Raw genomic sequence first — 19,147 nt, 5'->3', positions numbered from 1 at the left:
CGCTCCACTAGCGGAGCCCCTCGGCGAGCGCCTTCTCGGTCACGGCGCGCACGGTGGCCTCCTGCTCGGCCGTCAGCGGCCCGCGGGGCGGACGGCACGGACCGCCGGGGCGACCCGCGATGTCCATGGAGAGCTTGATCGCCTGGACGAACTCGGTCTTGGAGTCCCAGCGCAGCAGCGCATGCAGGGACCGGTAGAGCGGGAGCGCGGTGTCCAGGTCACGCGTCATCGCCGCGCGGTAGAGCGCGACGGACGAGACGGGCAGCGCGTTCGGGTAGCCCGCGATCCAGCCGACCGCGCCCGCGAGGGCCACCTCCAGCAGCACGTCGTCGGAGCCGATCAGCACGTCCAGCCCGGGGGCCAGCTCGGCGAGCTCGTACACCCGCCGGACGTCTCCGGTGAACTCCTTGACGCCCACGATGAGCCCATCGGCGTGCAGCGTGGCGAGCAGCCGGGGCGTGAGGTCCACCTTGGTGTCGATCGGGTTGTTGTAGCCCACGATCGGCAGCCCGGCTCGCGCGACCTCGCGATAGTGCGCCACCACGGCCGGTTCGTCGGCCCGGTAGGCGTTCGGCGGCAGCAGCATCACGGCGCCGCAGCCCGCCTCGCGGGCCTGCTCGGCCCACCGGCGCGCCTCCAGCGCCCCGTAGGCGGCGATGCCCGGCATGACCCGGTCGCCGCCCACGGCCTCCACCGCGGTCTCCACGACCCGGGCCCGCTCCTCGGGGGTCAGCGTCTGGTACTCCCCGAGTGAGCCGTTGGGCACCACGCCGTCGCACCCGCTGTCCACCAGCCACCGGCAGTGCTCGCCGTACGCGTCGTAGTCGACGCTCAGGTCGTCACGCAGCGGCAGCGCGGTGGCCACCATGACTCCATGCCAGGGCTTTTCACGCGTCGTCATCCGATGTCCTCTCATTCATGGCGGCGAGGTCGCCGAGTCGTACGGGCTGGGCGATCGGCCGCCGGGGCGGCCCCGGGGCCTCACCCGCGAGGCGGGCCACGGCCTCGCCGCAGATCCGTCCCTGGCACCAGCCCATCCCGGGCCGGGCCAGCAGCTTGATGGAGCGCGCGTCGGCGGCGCCGAGGTCGCGGGCCTCCTTGACCCGGCCGTACGGCACCTCCTCGCAGCGGCAGATCAGCGTGTCGTCGCGCAGCCAGGAGGTCCAGCCGTCCCGCACCGGGTAGGAGCGCAGCAGCGCGTCCGCGAACGCGGCCAGCCGCCGCCTCCGCGCCTCGGTCCGGACGGCCGCCGGGTGCGCCGCCGCCGGGACGCCGCGCGCGTCGGCCACGACGGCGCGGCCCGCGATCTCCCCTTCCAGCGCGGCCAGGTCCGCTCCGCCCACGCCGGTGGTCTCGCCCGCCGCGTACACGCCGGGGGCGCTGGTGCGCATGTGCCGGTCCACCCGCGCCGCCGGGACGCCCGCCGCGTCCGCGCCGATCTCGCAGCCGAGCTGCGCGACGAGGTCGAGCTGGGGCGTGAAGCCGTAGCCGACCGCGAGGGTGTCGCACCGAATCGTCTCGTGCCCGCCCTGGTACGGCCGCCACTCGGCGTCCACCCTGGCGACCGTCACGTGGGTCAGCTCGCCGTCGCCGTGCGCGGCCACCACCGCGCGGCCCCCCTTGTACGGCACGCGGTGCCGGGCCAGGAGCCGGCCGTACCCGAGGGCCTCGGCGGCCTTGCCCGGCCGGGTGAGGGCCCGGGGCGCGAGCGTGAACCGGCCGCCCGCCTCGAAGACCCCGACGACCCGCGCCCCCGCCGCGGCCAGCGAGGTGGCGACGGGCAGCAGGAACGGCCCGGTGCCGGCGACCACGACGCGGCGTCCGGCGACGACGAGGTTGCCCTTGAGCAGCGCCTGCGCGCCGCCCGCCGTCATCACCCCGGGCAGGTCCCAGCCGGGGAACGGCAGGACGCGGTCGTGCGCGCCGGTCGCGATCAGCAGCCGCGTCGCGGCGACGGTCGCGGCCCGCTCCCGCCCGCCTTTCAGGCAGTGGACGGCGAAGCCGCCGCCCACGGCCGGCTCGATCGCCCACACCCGGTGGCCGAGCAGGACGTCGGTGTCGCCGAGCCCGTCGCGAAGCCGTACAAACCTGGCGTAGCCGTGATGGAGCGCCCCAGGCCGGGTGGCGTGGAACCCGTCGGGCGGCTGGCGGAAGTACTGGCCGCCGACCCGCGCCCCGGCGTCCAGGAGCGCCACGCGCAGGCCCGCCCGCGCCGCCACGCCGGCCGCCGCCAGGCCCGCGGGTCCCGCGCCCACGACGGCCAGGTCGTACGCCACTTCGCTCCTGGTCATGACGTGGTCACCTCGTCGCCGGGGCGGGCCTCGGTCAGGCAGGCCCGCAGGTTCTCCTCGCCGTTGACGGTGACCAGGCAGTCGAAACAGACGCCGATCCCGCAGAACAGGCCGCGCCGCCGCCCGTCGAAGCGGGTTGTCCGCCAGGTCCGGATCCCGGCCGCGTGCAGCGCCGCGCCCACGGTCTGTCCCGGCACCACCGGCACCGGCCGCCCGTCCACCCGTATCTCGAACCCCGGCTCCGGCCGCGCGCCCACCAGCCGGTACGGCGAGGCTCCCGTCATGCCGCCCTCCCTCGTCCACGTGTTCTCCGGCGCGGCCCGCCGCGCCGTACGCCGTACGTGCTCACGCCGCGGCCCCGGTGAAGCGATCGGGGCGGAAGGGAGCGAGGTCGAGCTCCGGGACCGCTCCCGTGAGGAGCCGCGCGATGAGCAGGCCGGTCACCGGGGCGAGGCCGATGCCCGCGCCTTCGTGGCCGCACGCGTGGTAGAGCCCGGATACCCGCGGATCGGCCCCGATGACCGGCAGGTGGTCGGGGCAGTAAGGCCGGAACCCGCAGTAGGCCCGGATCGCCCGCACATCGGCGAGCACCGGGAACAGGCCCACCGCCTGCCGGGCCAGCCGCGCGAGCACGGGCAGGGACACGGTCCGGTCGAAGCCGACGCGCTCGCGGCTGGCCCCGATCAGCACGGTGCCGGCCTGGGTCGCCTCCACCACGGCGGAGGTCTCCAGCCCCTCGGAGTCGCTGGCGACGTTCGTGACGTACGCGGCCGTGTAGACCTTGTGCCGGACCAGCGGGCGCCCGTCCGCCCGGGCGGTCAGCGGCTCGGTGACCAGGATGAACCCGCGGCGCGGCATGATCGGGAGCTCGACGCCCGCGAGCGCGGCGGCCTCCCCGGCCCAGACGCCCGCCGCGTTGACCACGGCCCCGGCCGGGATGTCGCCCGCGCCGGTGCGTACGCCGGTGACCCGGCCGCGCTCCGTGAGCAGGCCGGTCACCTCGGTCCCGGTGCGGAGCTCGACGCCCGGCCACCGCCGCACCAGGCGCGCCGCGGCGAGCATGGGCTGCACCTGGGCGTCCTGGGGGTAGAAGACCCCGCCGGCGAACCCGGGGGCGAGATGCGGCTCATAGCCGGCCAGCTCGTCCGCGGTCACCCGGTGGGTCGCCACGCCGCTCTTCTCCTGCCGTCCGGCCAGCTCCGTGAGGGCGCGCAGCACCTCGTCGCTCTCGGCGACGACCAGCCCGCCCTTGGGCTCGTGCTCGAAGCCGCCCGGCTCGCCGGCCTCGGCGGCCAGCTCGGTCCAGAGGCGGCAGGACAGCACCGCGAGGTCCAGCTCGGGGCCCGGCTCCTTGTCGGAGACGAGGACGTTGCCCTCCCCCGATCCCGTGGTACCTCCCGCGACCGACGCCCGGTCCACCACGGTGACGCTCAGGCCTTCGCGGGCGGCGTAGTAGGCGCAGGCCGCGCCGACCATCCCCGCCCCGATCACCACGACGTCGGGCACGCACGCCACCTCCTTCTCGGCGGCCTGTAATGTGTCATATTTTATTGCCGCCTGGCAATACCCCCCGATCTCCTCCAGATGGGGCGAAGGCGGGACCACCCCCACCGCCGCCTACCATTTGAGCGTGACCAGCCTCTCCGCCCAGATCCGCGGTTTCCACCGGTCGTACTGGCTGCCCACAGCGGCCTCGCTGCGGCGATGGGCGCTCGCCGGCATCGTCGTCAACGCCGGTATCACGGTCACCGGGGCCGGCGTGCGGGTGTCCAAATCGGGCCTCGGCTGCCCGACCTGGCCGAAATGCACGCCGGACAGCTTCGTCCCGGCGCAGCACGACGGGCACTCGGCGTTCAACATGGCGATCGAGTTCGGCAACCGGCTGCTGACCTTCCTCGTCCTCGCCGTCGGCGTCGCCTGCGTGCTCGCGGCCGTCCGGCTGGTCCGCGAGGAGTCCGGGGGCAGGGGCCGCCGCGACCTGGTGTGGCTCGCCTGGCTCCAGCCGGCCGGCGTGCTCGCCCAGGGGCTGTGGGGCGGCCTGGTCGTGCGCACGATGCTCAACCCGGTCACGGTGAGCGTCCACTTCCTGCTGTCGATCGCCATGATCGTCGCCGCGTACGCCCTGTTCGCGCGGGCCGGGGAGGGCGACGCGCCGCCGCGGCGGGTCGTCCACCGCGACATCCGCACCCTCGGCTACGTGCTGCTCGGCGCGGTCGGCGTGCTGCTCGTCGCGGGCGTCGTCGTCACCGGAACGGGGCCGCACTCGGGCGACGAGGCCGCCTCGCGGTTCGGCTTCGACATCGAGACGGTGGCCCGGCTGCACGCCGACGTCGTGTGGATCGTCGTCGGCCTCACCTTCGCGCTGCTGTTCGCGCTCCACCTGACCGACTCCCCCGCCCGGGTCCGCCGGGCCGCGCTCGCGCTGTTCGGCATCGAGCTCGCGCAGGGCGTGATCGGCTACGTGCAGTACTTCCTGGCCATCCCGGCCCTGCTGGTGCTGCTGCACGTGCTCGGCGCGAGCCTGGTCTGGATCGGCACACTGCGCGTCGTCTTCCTCATGCGCACCCGCGACCCGCTCCCCGTCGGCGACGCCGCCGACGACGCGGCGGGCGAGCGCGACACGGACGATCCGCGCGTCCTCACGCCGTCGACGCCGGGCGACGCCACCGCCTGAGCGGTCAGCCGCTCTCCTCGACGAACGGCTCCAGCAGGCCCGGCACCGCGTGGCGGGCCAGCCGGAGCCCCTCGTCCCGCCCCACGTCGAGCACGTCGTACCGGCCCTCGCCCGCCGCGGTCGTGGCCGACACGGTCACCAGGCCGGCCCGCCGCTGGAACAGCGACTCGCTGATCGTCAGGCCGATGATCCCGGAGCGGTCCAGGGCGACCGTCCTGCGCCGGGCCGCGCCCGAGCGGGTGACCAGGTACCGCCGGGTCAGGCCGTGTCCCAACGATCGGTAGCCCTCGGCCGCGAGCGCCCATCCGGCCGGTACGGCCAGCACCGGCAGCGCCCAGGCCCAGGCGGGCACCCACGCGGTCCACGCGTCCAGCACGTCCAGCGCGGCCGCGAGCGCCGCCGCGGCGACCAGCGCCCGGCGCACCCGCCGGCCGCGGGCCGCGCGCGGATGGCCGCGCAGCCCGGCCGGGTCGAGCTCCTCCCTCAGCACCGCGGAGGCGATCCGGCGGGCCTCGCGGGCGGGCAGCGGCGGCGTCAGCGCGGCGACCTCCTCGGTCGCGTTCTCCTCGGCCTTCCGCAGCCCCGTCGTGACCGCGGTGACCCTGGCCCCGCCACCGAGCCGCAGCAGCAGCGGCTCCGTCACCGCCACCCCGCGCAGCCGCCGCTCCTCCAGCGTGAGAGAGCGGGTGGTGAGCAGGCCGCGGCGGAGCCGCAGGACGCCCGGCCGGCGCTCCAGGCGGTACCGCCCCCACGACTCGGCGTACAGGACGATCGCCCCCGCGAACCCGAGGAGCGCGTTGGCCGCCAGGAGGAGCGGCACGGTGATCCACGGGGTGGCGGTGATCCACTCCCAGACCCGCGCGGCGGTCTCCCACTTCGCGGGTTCGAATCCCAGCGTGTCGAGCAGCTTGTACAGCCCGCCGAGAGCCAGGCCCCCGCCGACGAACGTCCACACGGTCAGTGGGGCGTATCTGATCCACGACCAGCGCAGCTCGGCGAGCGGCCCGTCGTCCGGCCGCTCCGCGCGCCCGCCGAGCAGGATGCCGCGCAGCGCCTCGGCCTCGGCGACCGCGAGCGCGTCGAGGGTGAGCTCGGCCGGCCCGCCCGAGGCGTCCTTCTCCCCCGTGGCCACCTTCACCACGGCCAGGCCGAGCACCCGCCGTACGGGATCGGCGGTGACGTCCACGCTGCGCACGCGCTCACGCGGGACGGCGCGGTACTCCTTGGTCCAGATGCCGCTGTGCAGCTCCAGGCGCCGGCCGGTCAGGCGGTACCGGGTGGCGCGCCTGCGGGCGGTCTCGTAGACCGCGGCCGCGCCGACGACGAGGAGAGCCGCGGCCGCCGCGGCCGCGACGCCCCTGTCCAGGGCGACGCCCCTGCCGACCAGGAACCGCGCCAGGGCGATCGCGGCGGGGACCGCGACGGCGAGGGAGAAGACGGCGGCGGCGACCACCACGCGCGGGTGCGGCGACCGCCAGGCGGCGTCCTCCTCCGTGGCGGTCTCCTCGATGTCGGGGATCATGTCGCGTCTCCGGGGGTGCTCTGCGTGATCGCGGTCAGGCGTTCGGCCAGCTCGGCGGCCAGCTCCTCGTCGAGCCCCTCGATCTTGAGCGGCCCGGCGGCCGAGGCCGTCGTCACCGTCACGTCCGCGAGGCCGAACAGGCGCTGCACCGGCCCGCGTACGGTGTCCACCGTCTGGACACGCGACATCGGCGCGATCCGCCAGGTCCGGGTCAGCAGGCCGGTACGGGTGTAGACCGCGTCCTCGGTGACCTCCCACCGCCCGGTCCGGTAGTACACCCGGGGCACCACCAAGACGAAGCCCGCGCAGAGTAGGACGAACACCACCAGAAGTGCGCCCAGCCAGGCGGGCCGGTCCGTGAACCGCCAGTACGCCGAGATCGCGGCGCCCGCCACCGGGACGGCGGCCAGCAGCGCCTGGACCGTCCACCACGCCACCGCGCGCGGATCGGCCCGGTGACGCGGCGGGCGCAGCCGGAGAGAGGCCGTCACGAGGCCCGGCCCTTCTTGAGGGCGCCGGCCGTCCCGAGCAGGGCCAGGCCGAGCACCGCCAGCGCGATCGAGGCGAACACCTCGTATCCCGCCAGCACGTCGAGCCGGTGGACGATCAGCAGGTCGTGCGCCCACCGCCACCAGCCGAGCAGGGTGTTGCCGACGCCGCCCACCCCCTGCACCAGCGCCACCCAGCCCGCGATCTCCAGCAACGTCTTCATGGTGCAAGCCTCAGGGAGCGGCGCGAGCGGCCGCTTCTGCCCGAAGTAGCCGAGACCGGCTACTTTGGTCGCTGTCGCGCACCCGCGATCACGCCGTAACCTCGGTGAACATGAAGTCGAGGACGGAGTACCGGTGGCTGCTGCCCTCGGTCCTCCTCGGCGAGGGCGAGGGCGAGCGGCCCGCGCGGCGCTCCACACGCGACTGGATCGTGGACACGGCGCTGTTCCTGTCCGCCTGCGGGCTGGCGATCGCCTCGGCGCCGGACATCGCCGGCAAGCCGCGGGCGTACGTCGTCGCCGAGCAGGTGCTCGGCGCGCTGGCCTGCGCTGCCGTGTGGCTGCGCCGCCGGTGGCCGGTCACCCTGGCCCTGGCGACGTCGCTGCTCGGCTCGGTGTTCACGCTGATCGGCGGCGCCGGCGTGGTGGCCCTGTTCACCGTGGCCGTGCACCGCCCCTTCAAGGTCGCCGGACCGGTCGCCGCCTTCTTCCTCCTGACGGCGATCCCCTACGTGCACATCTGGCCGGACCCCGAGTTCGGCGTGTGGGGCTCGTTCCTGCTGTTGACGGCGGTCGTCATGATGATCTTCGCGTGGGGGATCGTCGTACGGGCCCGGCGGCAGCTCGTCATCTCCCTGCGGGCCCGGGCGTCCGCCGCCGCCGACGAGGCCAGACAGCTCGAGCGGGAACGGATCGCCCGCGAGATGCACGACGTGCTCGCCCACCGCATCTCGATCCTCAGCCTGCACGCCGGGGCCCTGGAGTACAGCCCCGGCGCCCCGCCCGAGCAGATCCAGCGGGCGGCGAGCGCCATCAGGACCAGCGCCCACCAGGCGCTGCAGGACCTGCGCGAGGTGATCGGCGTCCTGCGACAGGCGCCGGAGGACGCGCGGCCGGAGCGCCCGCAGCCGACGCTGGCCGACCTGCCCGCGCTGGTGGAGGAGTCGCGGCAGGCCGGGATGGACGTCGCACTCGACCTCGTCGCGCCCGCGCCGTCCGCGCCCGCGCCGCCCGAGGCGCTGGGCCGCAACGCCTACCGCATCGTCCAGGAGGCGCTGACCAACGCCCGCAAGCACGCCCCCGGCGCCCCGGTGACCGTACGGGTGACCGGAACGCCCGGCGCGGGGCTGACGGTCGAGGTCGCCAACCCGGTGCCGGCGGCGGCGCACCGGCGGCAGACCGCCTCCGAGATCCCGGGCGCCGGCACCGGGCTCATCGGCCTGGCCGAACGTGCCAAGCTGGCCGGCGGACGACTGGACCACCACCTGGCGGACGAGGGCGCGTTCGTGCTCCGCGCCTGGCTGCCGTGGTCGTGACTCGAGAAAGGGAGGGCATGGACCGTCGCATCAAGGTGCTCATCGTGGACGACGACGCGCTCGTGCGCGCCGGGCTGTCGATGATCCTGGCGGGCGCGGGCGACATCGAGATCGCCGGCGAGGCGGCCGACGGCGACCAGGTGCCGCTCATGGTCGCCGAGCACCGGCCGGACGTGGTGCTCATGGACATCCGGATGTCCCGGGTGGACGGGCTGACCGCCACCGAGGCGCTGCGCGCGACGGCCGGCCCGCCCGAGGTGGTGGTGCTGACCACCTTCCACGCCGACGCGCAGGTGCTGCGGGCGCTGCGGGCGGGCGCGGCCGGGTTCCTGCTCAAGGACATCCACCCGGCCGACCTGGTGTCCGCCGTACGCAAGGTCGCCGCGGGTGAGCCCATCCTGTCGCCCGCGGTCACCCGCCAGCTCATCTCGCACGTCTCCGACGGTGGCGCGGGAGGCCGCCGGGATCGGGCCCGCGTCCACTTGGACAAGCTCAGCGTGCGCGAGCGGGAGGTCGCCGTCGCGCTCGGCGAGGGCAAGTCCAACGCGGAGATCGGGGCCGAGCTCTACCTGAGCGTGCCGACGGTCAAGGCCCACGTGTCGCGGATCCTCACGAAGCTGGGGCTGAACAACCGGGTCCAGATCGCGCTCATCGTCCATGACGCCGAAGCGGCCGACCGGTCCTGACCCGCGCACTAGACTTGGCGCTCCATGAGCGCCCTCCCGAGTCGACTGCTCCCCTGGACCTGGTCGCGCGGCGGCCTGCGACGCGGCTTCCAGGTCCTGGTCGCGCTGAGCGTTCTGGCCCTCACCCCGATGACCTGGGCGTGGTTGGACAGCTCCGGGCACCGCGTCACGGCGGACCGCTCGGACGCCTGGCTCTCCTCGGTGCCCGCGATGCCGGTCGCCGTCGTGCTCGGCGCCGGGCTCACCGCGCACGCCGCCCCCACGCCGATGCTGCGCACCCGGCTCGACATCGGCGCCCGGCTCTACCACGCGGGCAAGGTCCGCGCGCTGCTGGTGTCGGGCGACAACAGCCGGGTCGGCTACGACGAGCCGACGGCGATGCGCGACTACCTCACCGCCCACGGCGTCCCCGCGGAGAAGGTCGTCCTCGACTACGCCGGGTTCGACACCTGGGCCTCCTGCGTGCGCGCCCGGAAGATCTTCGGGGCGTCGCGGGCGGTCGTGGTGACGCAGAACTTCCACCTGCCGCGCGCCGTCGCGCTGTGCCGTACGGCGGGGCTGGACGCCTTCGGCGTCGGCGACGACTCCTTCACGGACTGGCCGCTGCAGACGTCCATCTACGCCGCCCGCGAGTTCTTCGCCTCCGCGAAGGCGCTCCTGGAGGCGCGGATCCTCCACACGGACCCCCTGCTCGGTCCGCGCGAGGTCACCCTCGACCGCGCCCTCGCCTCCTGATCGCGCGGGTACGGCCCGGGGTCGCGGGGATCTCGTGCGCTACGCGCCAGATGGCGGGGTCCAGCGGGGACGCCCCGGAGGCGGCGGAGGGGGCTGCCCGGGGGGCGGGGCCCCGGGCGCGTATCCGGGCGGCGGCATCCCCTGGGCGGCCGTGGGCCGCGGGAACGACATGCGCGCGTGCGCCATGAGGCCGGCGAGCTCGCGCTGCCGCTCCAGGAAGGACCTCTCGTCGATCCCTCCGCGGGACGCCCGCGCGTGCAGCAGCCCCAGCTCGGTGGCGGCCAGCTGGTAGTCGCTCATCGCCCGCACCCCCGCCTTGCCCCCGTGGGCCTTGGCCCACTGGCGCGCCTGCCGCCGGCCCTTGAGCGACGACAGCATGAAGATGTCCGCCTCGTTGATCAGCCCGTTGCGCTCGTACGGCGGCAGGTAGTGGTGGATCAGCGCGACGATCCGCTTGCGGTCCCGGAAGATCACGCCCAACTCGATGAACAGCAGGACCATCAGCACCAGGTACGCGACCGCGAGCCCGGGGAAGCCGCCGAACGAGGCGAGGCCGTTCCACAGGCCGTGCAGCACCATCGCGCCGGCCCAGCCCGCCAGCACCACCCCGGTCGCGCCGCGCCGCTGGGCCGCGTACGCCACGGAGATGCCGATCAAGGAGGTGAACAGCGGGTGCGCGAACGGCGAGAGCACGCCCCTGAGCACGACCGTGGCGGCGAGCCCCTCCGGGCCGTGCTCGGACAGCGCGGCCAGGTAGTAGCTGACGTTCTCCGACATGGCGAACCCCAGGCCGACCATGCTGGCGTAGATGATGCCGTCGGTCGGGCCGTCGAGCTCCTGGCGGCGGAACCGGAGCAGCCCGACCAGCACCAGGCCCTTCATGGTCTCCTCGACCAGCGGGGCGCCGAACGTCGCGACGAGGTTGCGGGCGTCGGTGGTGTTGCCGATCTGGTGCTCGATATAGATCAGATTGAGCGAGTTGAGCAGACCGGCGAAGAGCACGGCCACCCCCGCGCCCCAGGCGAACGCGAAGGCGAGGTTGGCGCGCGGCTCGGGTTCCATCCGGTCGAGGGCGAGCACCCCGGCGAGCAGCACCGGGACGGGGGCGACCGCGAGCACGAGGGCGATGAAGAACTGGACGGGCTCGCCGTCGAAGATGTCGAACGAGAGCGTCACGAGGGCGCAGACGCCTGCCAGAACCAGACCGATGATCAGCCCGACCGACGGACGTTCCTTCAGCACGGTACGCGGATCCAGGCTCGCCACTCCGCGAATGTAACCGACTGGGGACCCGCTGTCCGCCCCGCCCCCGAAGATCCCTTGGCCGAGGATGTCCTTCGGCTTTCCCCAATGCGGACCACCGCCTGACCATATGCTCGACCGGGCCTTTCCCGGCCGCGGGTAACGTGCTGTCGAAGTGATCTTCATGTGTGCCGTTCGTCACAGGGGGCGGAGCGGATGGGCGAGAACGACGGCGGCAGGCTGAGCCGCCGGACCTTCCTCGGTGTGGTGGCCGCCGCCGGCGCGGGGGCCACGGCCTGCGGGTCCGGTGCCGCGGAGGAGGCGACGCGGGCGGGCGCGGCCGGAACGCCGGCGTCCGGGCCGCTCCTGCTGCCGTCCCAGAGTCCCTCCCCCGACCCGGCGGCGTCCCCGCCGCCGACCCGCTACGAACGGCTCCGGCCCGGCGACCCCGCCTGGCGGGCCCGCTCGTACGGCCCCGCCGAGGCCATCGAGGGGTACTGCGACCAGGTGAGCGTGCTTCCCGGCCACCCGGTCGAGCTGCGCGTCTCGACCACCGCCGACCGCTACCGGGTCACCGCGTACCGCATGGGCTGGTACGGCGGGGCCGAGGCGCGCCGGGTGTGGCGGTCGGAGTGGCTGCCCGGCCGCAGGCAGGGGCGCGGCGACATCGACGGCGCGACCCGCACGGTGCACGCGAACTGGCGGCGCTCCCTCACGGTGCCGACGGCCGGCTGGCCGGAGGGCGCCTACCTGCTGCGGCTCGACTCCGCCAAGGGGCACCAGCGGTACGTGCCGCTCATCGTGCGCTCCACGGACGCCACGGGGCGGACGCTGCTGGTGCACGCGGCGGCCACCTGGCAGGCGTACAACCAGTGGGGCGGCTACAGCCTCTACTACGGCAAGGACGGCAGCTACGGCGCCCGCTCGCTCGCGGTCAGCTTCGACCGCCCCTACGACAAGAGCGGCGCGGAGAAGTTCCTCGTCTACGAGCGGGGGCTGGTCGTCCTCGCCGAGCGCCTCGGCGTCCCGCTGGCGTACACGACGGGCCTGGACCTGACGCCCGAGGTGATGAAGGGCGCGGCGGCCGTCGTCTTCCTCGGCCACGACGAGTACTGGACGCCGCAGGCCCGCAGGCAGGTCACCCGGGTCAGGGACGCCGGCTCCAACATCGCGTTCCTCGGGGCCAACACGTGCTACCGCCGCATCCGGATCGAGGACCGGGGCCGCCTGATCGTCTGCTACAAGGACCAGTACGCCAGCGACCCCATGTACGGGCGGCGCCCCGCCGAGGTGACCGCGGACTTCCGGTCGGCGCCCGCGCCCGACCCGGAGTCGTCGCTCACGGGGGTCTACTACGACGGGTTCCCCGCCGACGCCCCCTACGTGGTGACGGCGCCGCACCACTGGCTGTTCGAGGGGACCGGGGTACGGCGCGGCGACGCGTTCCCGCACCTGGTCGGCGTGGAGTACGACCGGGTGACGCCGAGCGTGCCGACGCCCCGGCCGATCGAGATCATCGCCCACTCGCCCCTGATGTGCGGGAACCGGCCCAGCTTCGCCGACTCGGCGTACTACACGACGCCGAGCGGCGCCGGGGTCTTCGCGACGGGCACGATGCGGTGGGTGGAGGCGCTCAGGGCCGGCTATCCGGGAGGGCCGCAGCTGCACGGGATGGACGCGCGGACCCGCAAGTTCGTGACCAGGACGACGGCGAACCTGCTGCGCGCCTTCGCGCGCGGTCCGGCGGGCGAGCATCGGGCGGCTCCGCGTGACAACGTCCACGCGTTCTACGCCTGAGCGGGGCGCGGGCCTCCGCTCCCGGTCAGACCAGGAGCGAGTCGACCGCGACGGTGAGGAACAGCAGGGCGAGGTAGATGTTCGACCAGTGGAAGAAGCGCATCGGGCGCAGGTCCACCCCGGTCTTGCCCGCGTTGAGCCGGCCGAGCAGGCGGTAGACCTCCCACAGGCAGGCGGCGCCGAGGACGGCGGCGACGGCCGGGTACAGCAGCGAGGTCCCGGCCACCGGCCACAGCAGCAGCGAGCACAGGACGGTCGCCCAGGTGTAGGCGATGACCTCGCGCACCACGCGGCGCTCGGTCGCGACGACCGGCAGCATCGGCACGTCCACCGAGGCGTAGTCCTCGCGGTAGCGCATGGCCAGCGTCCACGTGTGCGGCGGCGTCCAGAAGAACACCACACCGAACAGCACGACGGGGGCCCAGGAGAGGCTGCCGGTGATGCCCGCCCAGCCGATCAGCACGGGCATGCAGCCCGCGATGCCGCCCCAGACGATGTTCTGGACGGTGCGGCGCTTGAGCACCATCGAATAGACGAGGACGTAGAAAAGGATCGCGCCCAGCGACAGCGCGGCGGCGAGCCAGTTCACGGCCAGGCCGAGGCCGACGGTGGAGATGACGCCGAGAACCACGCCGAAGACCAGCGCGCCCGCCGGGGAGACCTCCGACTTGGCCAGGGGACGGCGGCGGGTGCGCCGCATCGTCTTGTCGATGTCCCGGTCGATGTAGCAGTTCAGCACGTTGGCGCTGCCCGCGGACAGCGTGCCGAAGACCATCGTCGCGATGGCGGTCCACAACGGCGGCAGGCCGCGCGCGGCAAGGAACATGACGGGGAGGGTTGTGATCAGCAGCAGCTCGATGATCCGCGGCTTGGTGAGCGCGACGTACGCCCGCACAAGCGCGCCCAGGGAGCGCGGCGCGGTCGCCACCGCCGTTCCGAGCGGGGGCACCGATTCCATCTTCGTCAGCACCGTCAAGGCGCTTCCAGCGTGTGCGGGGTCAACGCGTAACCTCTGAATTGAGCGGATCTCCAGGCAGGAGCCAGGCACTTGAGGACTCACTGTAGTCGGGAGAACCGATGGTCCCTGAACTGGGGCCGGGAGGGGCGCCTTCGCGACCCCGCCGGTACGCCCTGCTCGCCGCACCGGACAGCCGGTACGGCGGTGGTCTACCGAACGGTAGGAGCGCCGACCCGTTAGGGTCCCGTGTGGGCGGGAAATGCCAAATCCGGCGCAATGAACGTAGAGGGGAATCAGCAGTTGAGCAGCGCAAGCCTTGAGTGGACCGACCTCGACCGGCGCGCGGTCGACGTGGTGCGAGCACTCGCCATGGACGCGGTCGAGAAGGCCGGCTCAGGTCACCCCGGAACTGCGATGAGCTTGGCTCCCGCGGCCTATCTCCTTTTCCAGCGAGTCCTGCGGCATGACCCGTGCGACGCCAAGTGGGCGGGCCGCGACCGGTTCGTCCTTTCCTGTGGTCACAGCAGCCTGACCCTTTACATCCAGCTCTACCTGTCCGGGTACGGCCTGGGCCTGGAGGACCTCAAGGCGCTGCGGCAGTGGGGCAGTCTCACCCCCGGCCACCCCGAGTACGGCCACACCGTCGGCGTGGAGACCACCACCGGCCCGCTCGGCCAGGGCATCGGCAACGCGGTCGGCATGGCCATGGCGGCCCGCCGCGAGCGCGGCCTGTTCGACCCGGACGCGGCTCCGGGGACGTCGCCGTTCGACCACATGATCTGGTGCATCGCCTCCGAGGGCGACATCGAAGAGGGCATCAGCCACGAGGTCAGCGCCCTCGCCGGCCACCAGAAGCTGGGCAACCTCGCGGTCGTCTTCGACTCCAACCACATCTCGATCGAGGACGACACCCAGATCGCCCTGTCGGAGGACATCGCCAAGCGCTACGAGGCGTACGGCTGGCAGGTCCTCGAGGTCGACTGGACCGCGACCGGGGAGTACAAGGAGGACGTCCAGGCGCTGTACGACGCGCTTGAGGCGGCCCGCGCGGAGACCGATCGGCCGACGTTCATCAAGCTCCGCACCATCATCGGCTGGCCCGCGCCGAACAAGCAGAACACCGGCAAGATCCACGGCGCGGCGCTGGGCGACGCGGAGGTCGCCGCCACCAAGCGGGTGCTCGGCCTCGACCCCGAGCAGACCTTCCAGGTCCCGGCGGACGTCCTCGACCACGCCAGGGAGGTCGTCACGCGCGGCCGCGAGCTGCGCGCCGAGTGGGACAAGGGCTACCAGAGCTGGCGGGCGGACAACCCCGAGCGCGCCGAGCTGTTCGACCGGATCTCGGCCCGCCACCTGCCGAACGGCTGGTCCAAGGCGCTGCCGTCGTTCGAGGTCGGTTCCTCCATCGCCACCCGCAAGGCGTCCGGCGAGGTCCTGAGCGCCCTCGCGCCGGTGCTGCCCGAGCTGTGGGGTGGCTCCGCCGACCTCGCCGACTCCAACAACACCACGATGAAGGGCGAGCCGTCCTTCATCCCGGACGAGTACCAGACCCACGAGTTCCCGGGCAACAAGTACGGCCGCACGCTGCACTTCGGCATCCGCGAGCACGGCATGGGCGCCATCCTCAACGGCATCGCCCTGCACAACGGCACCCGCCCGTACGGCGGCACCTTCCTCGTCTTCAGCGACTACATGCGTCCGGCGGTCCGGCTCGCCGCGCTGATGAAGCTGCCGGTGACCTACGTGTGGACGCACGACTCGATCGGCCTCGGCGAGGACGGCCCGACCCACCAGCCGATCGAGCACCTGTGGTCGCTGCGCGCGATCCCGGGCCTCGACGTGGTGCGCCCGGCCGACGCCAACGAGACGGCCGCGGCCTGGAAGGTGATCCTGGAGCACACCGACCGCCCGGCGGCGCTCGCACTGACCCGGCAGAACCTGCCGGTCTACGAGGGCACCGGCGACGCGGACCGGGTCGCGCGCGGCGGCTACATCCTGCAGGACGCCTCCACCGGCCAGCCCGCCGTCGTGATCATCGCCACGGGCAGCGAGGTCGAGCTGGCCGTCGGCGCCCGCCGGATCCTGGAGGAGCAGGGCGTCCCGACCCGGGTCGTGTCGATGCCGTGCGTCGAGTGGTTCCGCGCCCAGGACGCCGCCTACCAGCAGTCCGTGCTGCCCCCGGCGGTCCGCGCCCGGGTCGCCGTCGAGGCGGGAATCTCCCTCGGCTGGCACGAGTTCGTCGGTGATGCGGGGGCAGTGCTCAGCCTTGAGCACTTCGGCGCCTCCGCGCCGTACAGGACCATGTTCGAGCAGTTCGGCCTCACCGCCGACCGTGTGGTGGCCGCCGCCAAGGCGAGCCTCGCCAAGACGGGGGCCGACAAGGGCGAGACGACCGGAAACTGAGGAGATCATGAGCGAGAACCTGAAGCGCCTCACCGGGGCCGGCGTGTCGATCTGGCTGGACGACATCAGCCGTGATCGCCTGCGCACCGGCAATCTTGCCGCCCTGATCCGGGACAAGCAGGTCGTGGGCGTCACCTCCAACCCCACGATCTTCGCGGCGGCCCTGACCAAGGGCGACGCGTACGACGCGCAGCTCCACGACCTGCGGGTGCGGGGCGTCTCGGTCGATGAGGCGGTCCGGTCGATCACCACGTTCGACATCCGCTGGGCCGCCGACGTGCTGCGCCCGGTCTTCAACGCGACGAACGGCGTGGACGGCCGGGTCTCCATCGAGGTCGACCCGCGCCTGGCCCGGGACACGGAGCGGACGATCGCCGAGGCCCGCGCGCTTTGGTGGCTGGTCGACCGGCCCAACCTGTTCATCAAGATCCCGGCGACCGTCGAGGGCCTGCCCGCGATCACGCAGTGCCTCGCGGAGGGCATCAGCGTCAACGTCACGCTGATCTTCTCCCTCGAGCGCTACCGCGCAGTCATGGACGCCTGGCTGGAGGGCCTGGAGAAGGCCAAGGCGAACGGCGTCAACCTCGCCGCCATCGAGTCGGTCGCCTCGTTCTTCGTCAGCCGGGTGGACTCCGAGATCGACGCCCGCCTCGACCGCGTCGGCACGCCCGAGGCGGCCGCGCTGAAGGGCAAGGCCGCCGTGGCCAACGCGCGGCTCGCGTTCGCCGCGTTCGAGGAGATCATGGCGAGCCCGCGCTGGCAGGCGCTGCGCGCGGCGGGCGCCCGGCCGCAGCGCCCGCTGTGGGCCTCGACCGGTGTGAAGAACCCCGACTACCCGGACACGCTGTACGTGGACCAGCTCGTCACGGCGGGCACGGTCAACACGATGCCGGAGAAGACGCTCGACGCGGTCGCCGACCACGGGAAGATCTCGGGCGACACGATCCGTCCCTTCTACGAGCAGGCGTGGAACACCATGGCCGCGCTCAAGGAGGCCGGCGTCGACTACGACGACGTCGTACGGGTGCTCGAGAGCGAGGGCGTGGACAAGTTCGAGGTCTCCTGGAAGGAGCTCCTGGAGACTGTGACCGCCGAGCTCGGGAAGGCCTGAGATGACCATCGAGGTAACTCTCGGCCCGGAGCCGGAGAGCGTACGCGCCCTCCGGGAGAAGCTGGTGGCGGAGGGGGTGCCGGCGGCGCTGGCCGCCGGCGACCCCGGCCTGTGGGGGTCCGAGGCCAGGACCGAGGCGGCCGTCCGCCTCGGCTGGCTGAAGCTCCCCCTCACCAGCAGGGAGCTGTTGCCCGAGATCACCAAGCTCGTCGAGAAGGCGCGCGCGGAGGGCCTCGACCACGTCGTACTGGCCGGGATGGGCGGCTCGTCGCTGGCCCCGGAGGTGATCTGCGCCACCGAGGACGTCCCGCTGACCGTGCTCGACACCACCGACCCCGGGCAGGTCCGGCGGGCGCTGGCGGACCGCCTGGAGCGCACGCTGCTGGTCGTCGCCAGCAAGAGCGGCGGCACCGTCGAGACCGACAGCCACCGGCGGATCTACGAGAAGGCGTTCCGCGAGGCCGGGATCGACCCGGCCGACCGCATCGTCGTGGTGACCGATCCCGGCTCTCCGCTGGAGCAGTCGGCCATCGAGGCGGGCTACCAGGTCGTGCTGGCCGACCCGAACGTCGGGGGCCGCTACAGCGCGCTCAGCGCGTTCGGGCTGGTGCCGAGCGCTCTCGCCGGCGCCGACATCGCGCGGCTGCTCGACGACGCGGCGGCGGTCGCGCCGCTGCTGTCCCACGACGACGGCAACCCGGGCCTCGACCTGGGCGTGCTGCTCGGCGCGGAGGCGCTCGCGGGGCGCGACAAGATGGTCCTGCGCGACAGCATGACCGACATCAACGGGCTCCCCGACTGGATCGAGCAGCTCATCGCGGAGTCGACCGGCAAGTCGGGCACGGGCATCCTGCCCGTCGTCGGCGCCGAGGCGGCCGAGGCCGGGGACCAGTTCCTGGTGAACATCGGCCGGGACAGCGGCACCTCGGTGGACGGCCCGCTGGGCGCGCAGTTCCTCGTCTGGGAGTACGCCACGGCGATCGCCGGCCGGCTGCTCGGGATCGACCCGTTCAACCAGCCGAACGTCGCCGAGTCCAAGGAGAACACCACCCGCATCCTGAGCGAGGCGGGCGACGGGCCGCTGCCGACCGGCACGCCGCTCCTCACCGACGGCCCGGTCGAGGTCTACGGCGACGTGCCCGGCGGCCCGAAGAACCTGGCGGACGTGCTGACGTGGCTGCTGCGGGCGATCCCGAAGCACGGCTACCTCTCGGTCATGGCGTACCTGGACCGGGAGGCGGCGTTCGACGCGGCCCGGGTCGGCGACGCCTCGTTCGAGGAGCTGACCGAGGCGTGGGCGGCGGCCGATCCGGCCACGCTGCGGGCGCTGCTCGACTACCGGACCGACCACGCGGTCACGTTCGGCTGGGGACCGCGCTTCCTCCACTCGACCGGCCAGTTCCACAAGGGCGGTCCGGAGGTGGGCGTTTTCCTGCAGATCACCGGCGCGGTCACCGAGGACGTCGAGGTGCCCGGCAAGCCGTACACCCTGGGCCGGCTCCAGCTCGCCCAGGCCCTGGGCGACTTCGGGGCGCTGGCCTCGCGGGGCCGTCCGGCGGTGCGCCTGCACCTCACCGACCGGGTGGCCGGCGTCAGGCACCTGCTGTCGGTGGCGGAGGAGCTCTGACCTCGATGAGCACGCCACTGGCCACGAGCCGCAGGGCGAGGAGATCCGATGGGTAAGCGGGACAACCGCCCAGCCG

General features: G+C 73.5%; 17 protein-coding genes. 8 read left to right on the top strand and 9 right to left on the bottom strand.

Annotated elements, in window-relative coordinates:
• Positions 1 to 7: 7 nt before the first annotated feature.
• The 4 genes from AWQ71_RS34715 to AWQ71_RS34700 form a co-directional block, all read right to left on the bottom strand.
• Complete coding sequence (locus AWQ71_RS34715) at positions 8 to 901, bottom strand: dihydrodipicolinate synthase family protein (RefSeq protein WP_067141854.1); 894 nt, start codon at positions 899 to 901, stop codon at positions 8 to 10.
• On the bottom strand, positions 888 to 2,291 hold the full coding sequence (locus AWQ71_RS44500; RefSeq protein WP_067141851.1) for an NAD(P)/FAD-dependent oxidoreductase: 1,404 nt from the start codon (positions 2,289 to 2,291) through the stop codon (positions 888 to 890). The genes AWQ71_RS34715 and AWQ71_RS44500 overlap by 14 nt, the downstream gene beginning before the upstream one ends.
• Complete coding sequence (locus AWQ71_RS34705; protein WP_067141848.1) at positions 2,288 to 2,575, bottom strand: (2Fe-2S)-binding protein; 288 nt, start codon at positions 2,573 to 2,575, stop codon at positions 2,288 to 2,290. Before AWQ71_RS34705 ends, AWQ71_RS44500 begins: the two co-directional genes overlap by 4 nt.
• Positions 2,576 to 2,636: 61 nt before the next feature.
• Entirely contained in the window at positions 2,637 to 3,797 is a 1,161-nt protein-coding gene (locus tag AWQ71_RS34700; RefSeq protein ID WP_157570755.1) for an NAD(P)/FAD-dependent oxidoreductase, read from the bottom strand.
• A 124-nt stretch (positions 3,798 to 3,921) separates the two neighbouring features.
• On the opposite strand from AWQ71_RS34700, the gene AWQ71_RS34695 reads away from it, so the two are divergent.
• Entirely contained in the window at positions 3,922 to 4,965 is a 1,044-nt protein-coding gene (locus tag AWQ71_RS34695; protein WP_245658768.1) for a COX15/CtaA family protein, read from the top strand.
• Between the two features lie 4 nt (positions 4,966 to 4,969).
• On the opposite strand, the gene AWQ71_RS34690 is transcribed toward AWQ71_RS34695, so the two are convergent.
• The 3 genes from AWQ71_RS34690 to AWQ71_RS34680 are packed head-to-tail and all read right to left on the bottom strand — an operon-like array spanning position 4,970 to position 7,199.
• Positions 4,970 to 6,487 (bottom strand): PH domain-containing protein, encoded by a 1,518-nt coding sequence (locus tag AWQ71_RS34690; RefSeq protein WP_067141845.1) that lies wholly within the window; start codon positions 6,485 to 6,487, stop codon positions 4,970 to 4,972.
• Entirely contained in the window at positions 6,484 to 6,978 is a 495-nt protein-coding gene (locus tag AWQ71_RS34685) for a PH domain-containing protein (protein ID WP_067141842.1), read from the bottom strand. The genes AWQ71_RS34690 and AWQ71_RS34685 overlap by 4 nt, the downstream gene beginning before the upstream one ends.
• The gene (locus tag AWQ71_RS34680; protein WP_067141839.1) at positions 6,975 to 7,199 is read right to left on the bottom strand and encodes a hypothetical protein; all 225 of its coding nucleotides are present in this window, start codon (positions 7,197 to 7,199) and stop codon (positions 6,975 to 6,977) included. The genes AWQ71_RS34685 and AWQ71_RS34680 overlap by 4 nt, the downstream gene beginning before the upstream one ends.
• A 110-nt stretch (positions 7,200 to 7,309) precedes the next feature.
• Here AWQ71_RS34680 and AWQ71_RS34675 point away from each other — a divergent pair, with 110 nt between their 5' ends.
• From AWQ71_RS34675 to AWQ71_RS34665, 3 genes are read left to right on the top strand one after another with little or no spacing between them, the layout of a single operon-like run.
• The gene (locus AWQ71_RS34675; protein ID WP_067141836.1) at positions 7,310 to 8,512 is read left to right on the top strand and encodes a histidine kinase; all 1,203 of its coding nucleotides are present in this window, start codon (positions 7,310 to 7,312) and stop codon (positions 8,510 to 8,512) included.
• 17 nt (positions 8,513 to 8,529) lie between these two features.
• On the top strand, positions 8,530 to 9,198 hold the full coding sequence (locus tag AWQ71_RS34670) for a response regulator (RefSeq protein WP_067141833.1): 669 nt from the start codon (positions 8,530 to 8,532) through the stop codon (positions 9,196 to 9,198).
• 24 nt (positions 9,199 to 9,222) lie between these two features.
• Complete coding sequence (locus AWQ71_RS34665; protein ID WP_067141830.1) at positions 9,223 to 9,933, top strand: SanA/YdcF family protein; 711 nt, start codon at positions 9,223 to 9,225, stop codon at positions 9,931 to 9,933.
• A gap of 39 nt (positions 9,934 to 9,972) precedes the next feature.
• Here AWQ71_RS34665 and AWQ71_RS34660 read toward each other — a convergent pair whose 3' ends face one another.
• A complete protein-coding gene (locus tag AWQ71_RS34660) occupies positions 9,973 to 11,199 on the bottom strand; it encodes a PrsW family intramembrane metalloprotease (RefSeq protein ID WP_067141827.1) in 1,227 nt (408 codons plus the stop codon).
• A gap of 192 nt (positions 11,200 to 11,391) precedes the next feature.
• Here AWQ71_RS34660 and AWQ71_RS34655 point away from each other — a divergent pair, with 192 nt between their 5' ends.
• A complete protein-coding gene (locus AWQ71_RS34655; RefSeq protein ID WP_218002086.1) occupies positions 11,392 to 12,972 on the top strand; it encodes a N,N-dimethylformamidase beta subunit family domain-containing protein in 1,581 nt (526 codons plus the stop codon).
• 25 nt (positions 12,973 to 12,997) lie between these two features.
• Here the strand turns inward: AWQ71_RS34655 and AWQ71_RS34650 are convergent, their stop codons facing one another.
• Positions 12,998 to 13,948 (bottom strand): heme o synthase, encoded by a 951-nt coding sequence (locus tag AWQ71_RS34650; RefSeq protein ID WP_439650385.1) that lies wholly within the window; start codon positions 13,946 to 13,948, stop codon positions 12,998 to 13,000.
• 282 nt (positions 13,949 to 14,230) lie between these two features.
• On the opposite strand from AWQ71_RS34650, the gene tkt reads away from it, so the two are divergent.
• The 3 genes from tkt to AWQ71_RS34635 are packed head-to-tail and all read left to right on the top strand — an operon-like array spanning position 14,231 to position 19,071.
• Entirely contained in the window at positions 14,231 to 16,333 is a 2,103-nt protein-coding gene (tkt, locus tag AWQ71_RS34645) for a transketolase (protein WP_439650384.1), read from the top strand.
• 7 nt (positions 16,334 to 16,340) lie between these two features.
• Positions 16,341 to 17,444: a transaldolase gene (tal, locus tag AWQ71_RS34640; RefSeq protein WP_067141821.1), complete on the top strand. Its 1,104-nt coding sequence runs from the start codon at positions 16,341 to 16,343 to the stop codon at positions 17,442 to 17,444.
• Between the two features lies 1 nt (position 17,445).
• Positions 17,446 to 19,071 (top strand): phosphoglucose isomerase-related protein, encoded by a 1,626-nt coding sequence (locus AWQ71_RS34635; protein WP_067141818.1) that lies wholly within the window; start codon positions 17,446 to 17,448, stop codon positions 19,069 to 19,071.
• Positions 19,072 to 19,147 lie beyond the last annotated feature (76 nt).

Source organism: Microtetraspora malaysiensis (genome assembly GCF_001528665.1).
Lineage (GTDB): Bacteria > Actinomycetota > Actinomycetes > Streptosporangiales > Streptosporangiaceae > Microtetraspora_A > Microtetraspora_A malaysiensis.
Note: the sequence above shows the minus strand (reverse complement) of the source record. Positions and strands in the feature narration are given on the sequence as shown.

Excerpts from the sequence above, each read along its gene's own strand:
- AWQ71_RS34680 (WP_067141839.1), bottom strand. The coding sequence starts at position 7,199 with ATGAAGACGTTGCTGGAGATCGCGGGCTGGGTGGCGCTGGTGCAGGGG.
- tal (WP_067141821.1), top strand. The coding sequence starts at position 16,341 with ATGAGCGAGAACCTGAAGCGCCTCACCGGGGCCGGCGTGTCGATCTGG.
- AWQ71_RS34705 (WP_067141848.1), bottom strand. The coding sequence starts at position 2,575 with ATGACGGGAGCCTCGCCGTACCGGCTGGTGGGCGCGCGGCCGGAGCCG.
- AWQ71_RS34690 (WP_067141845.1), bottom strand. The coding sequence starts at position 6,487 with ATGATCCCCGACATCGAGGAGACCGCCACGGAGGAGGACGCCGCCTGG.
- AWQ71_RS34655 (WP_218002086.1), top strand. The coding sequence starts at position 11,392 with ATGGGCGAGAACGACGGCGGCAGGCTGAGCCGCCGGACCTTCCTCGGT.
- AWQ71_RS34665 (WP_067141830.1), top strand. The coding sequence starts at position 9,223 with ATGAGCGCCCTCCCGAGTCGACTGCTCCCCTGGACCTGGTCGCGCGGC.
- AWQ71_RS34715 (WP_067141854.1), bottom strand. The coding sequence starts at position 901 with ATGACGACGCGTGAAAAGCCCTGGCATGGAGTCATGGTGGCCACCGCG.
- AWQ71_RS34670 (WP_067141833.1), top strand. The coding sequence starts at position 8,530 with ATGGACCGTCGCATCAAGGTGCTCATCGTGGACGACGACGCGCTCGTG.
- AWQ71_RS44500 (WP_067141851.1), bottom strand. The coding sequence starts at position 2,291 with ATGACCAGGAGCGAAGTGGCGTACGACCTGGCCGTCGTGGGCGCGGGA.
- AWQ71_RS34635 (WP_067141818.1), top strand. The coding sequence starts at position 17,446 with ATGACCATCGAGGTAACTCTCGGCCCGGAGCCGGAGAGCGTACGCGCC.
- AWQ71_RS34675 (WP_067141836.1), top strand. The coding sequence starts at position 7,310 with ATGAAGTCGAGGACGGAGTACCGGTGGCTGCTGCCCTCGGTCCTCCTC.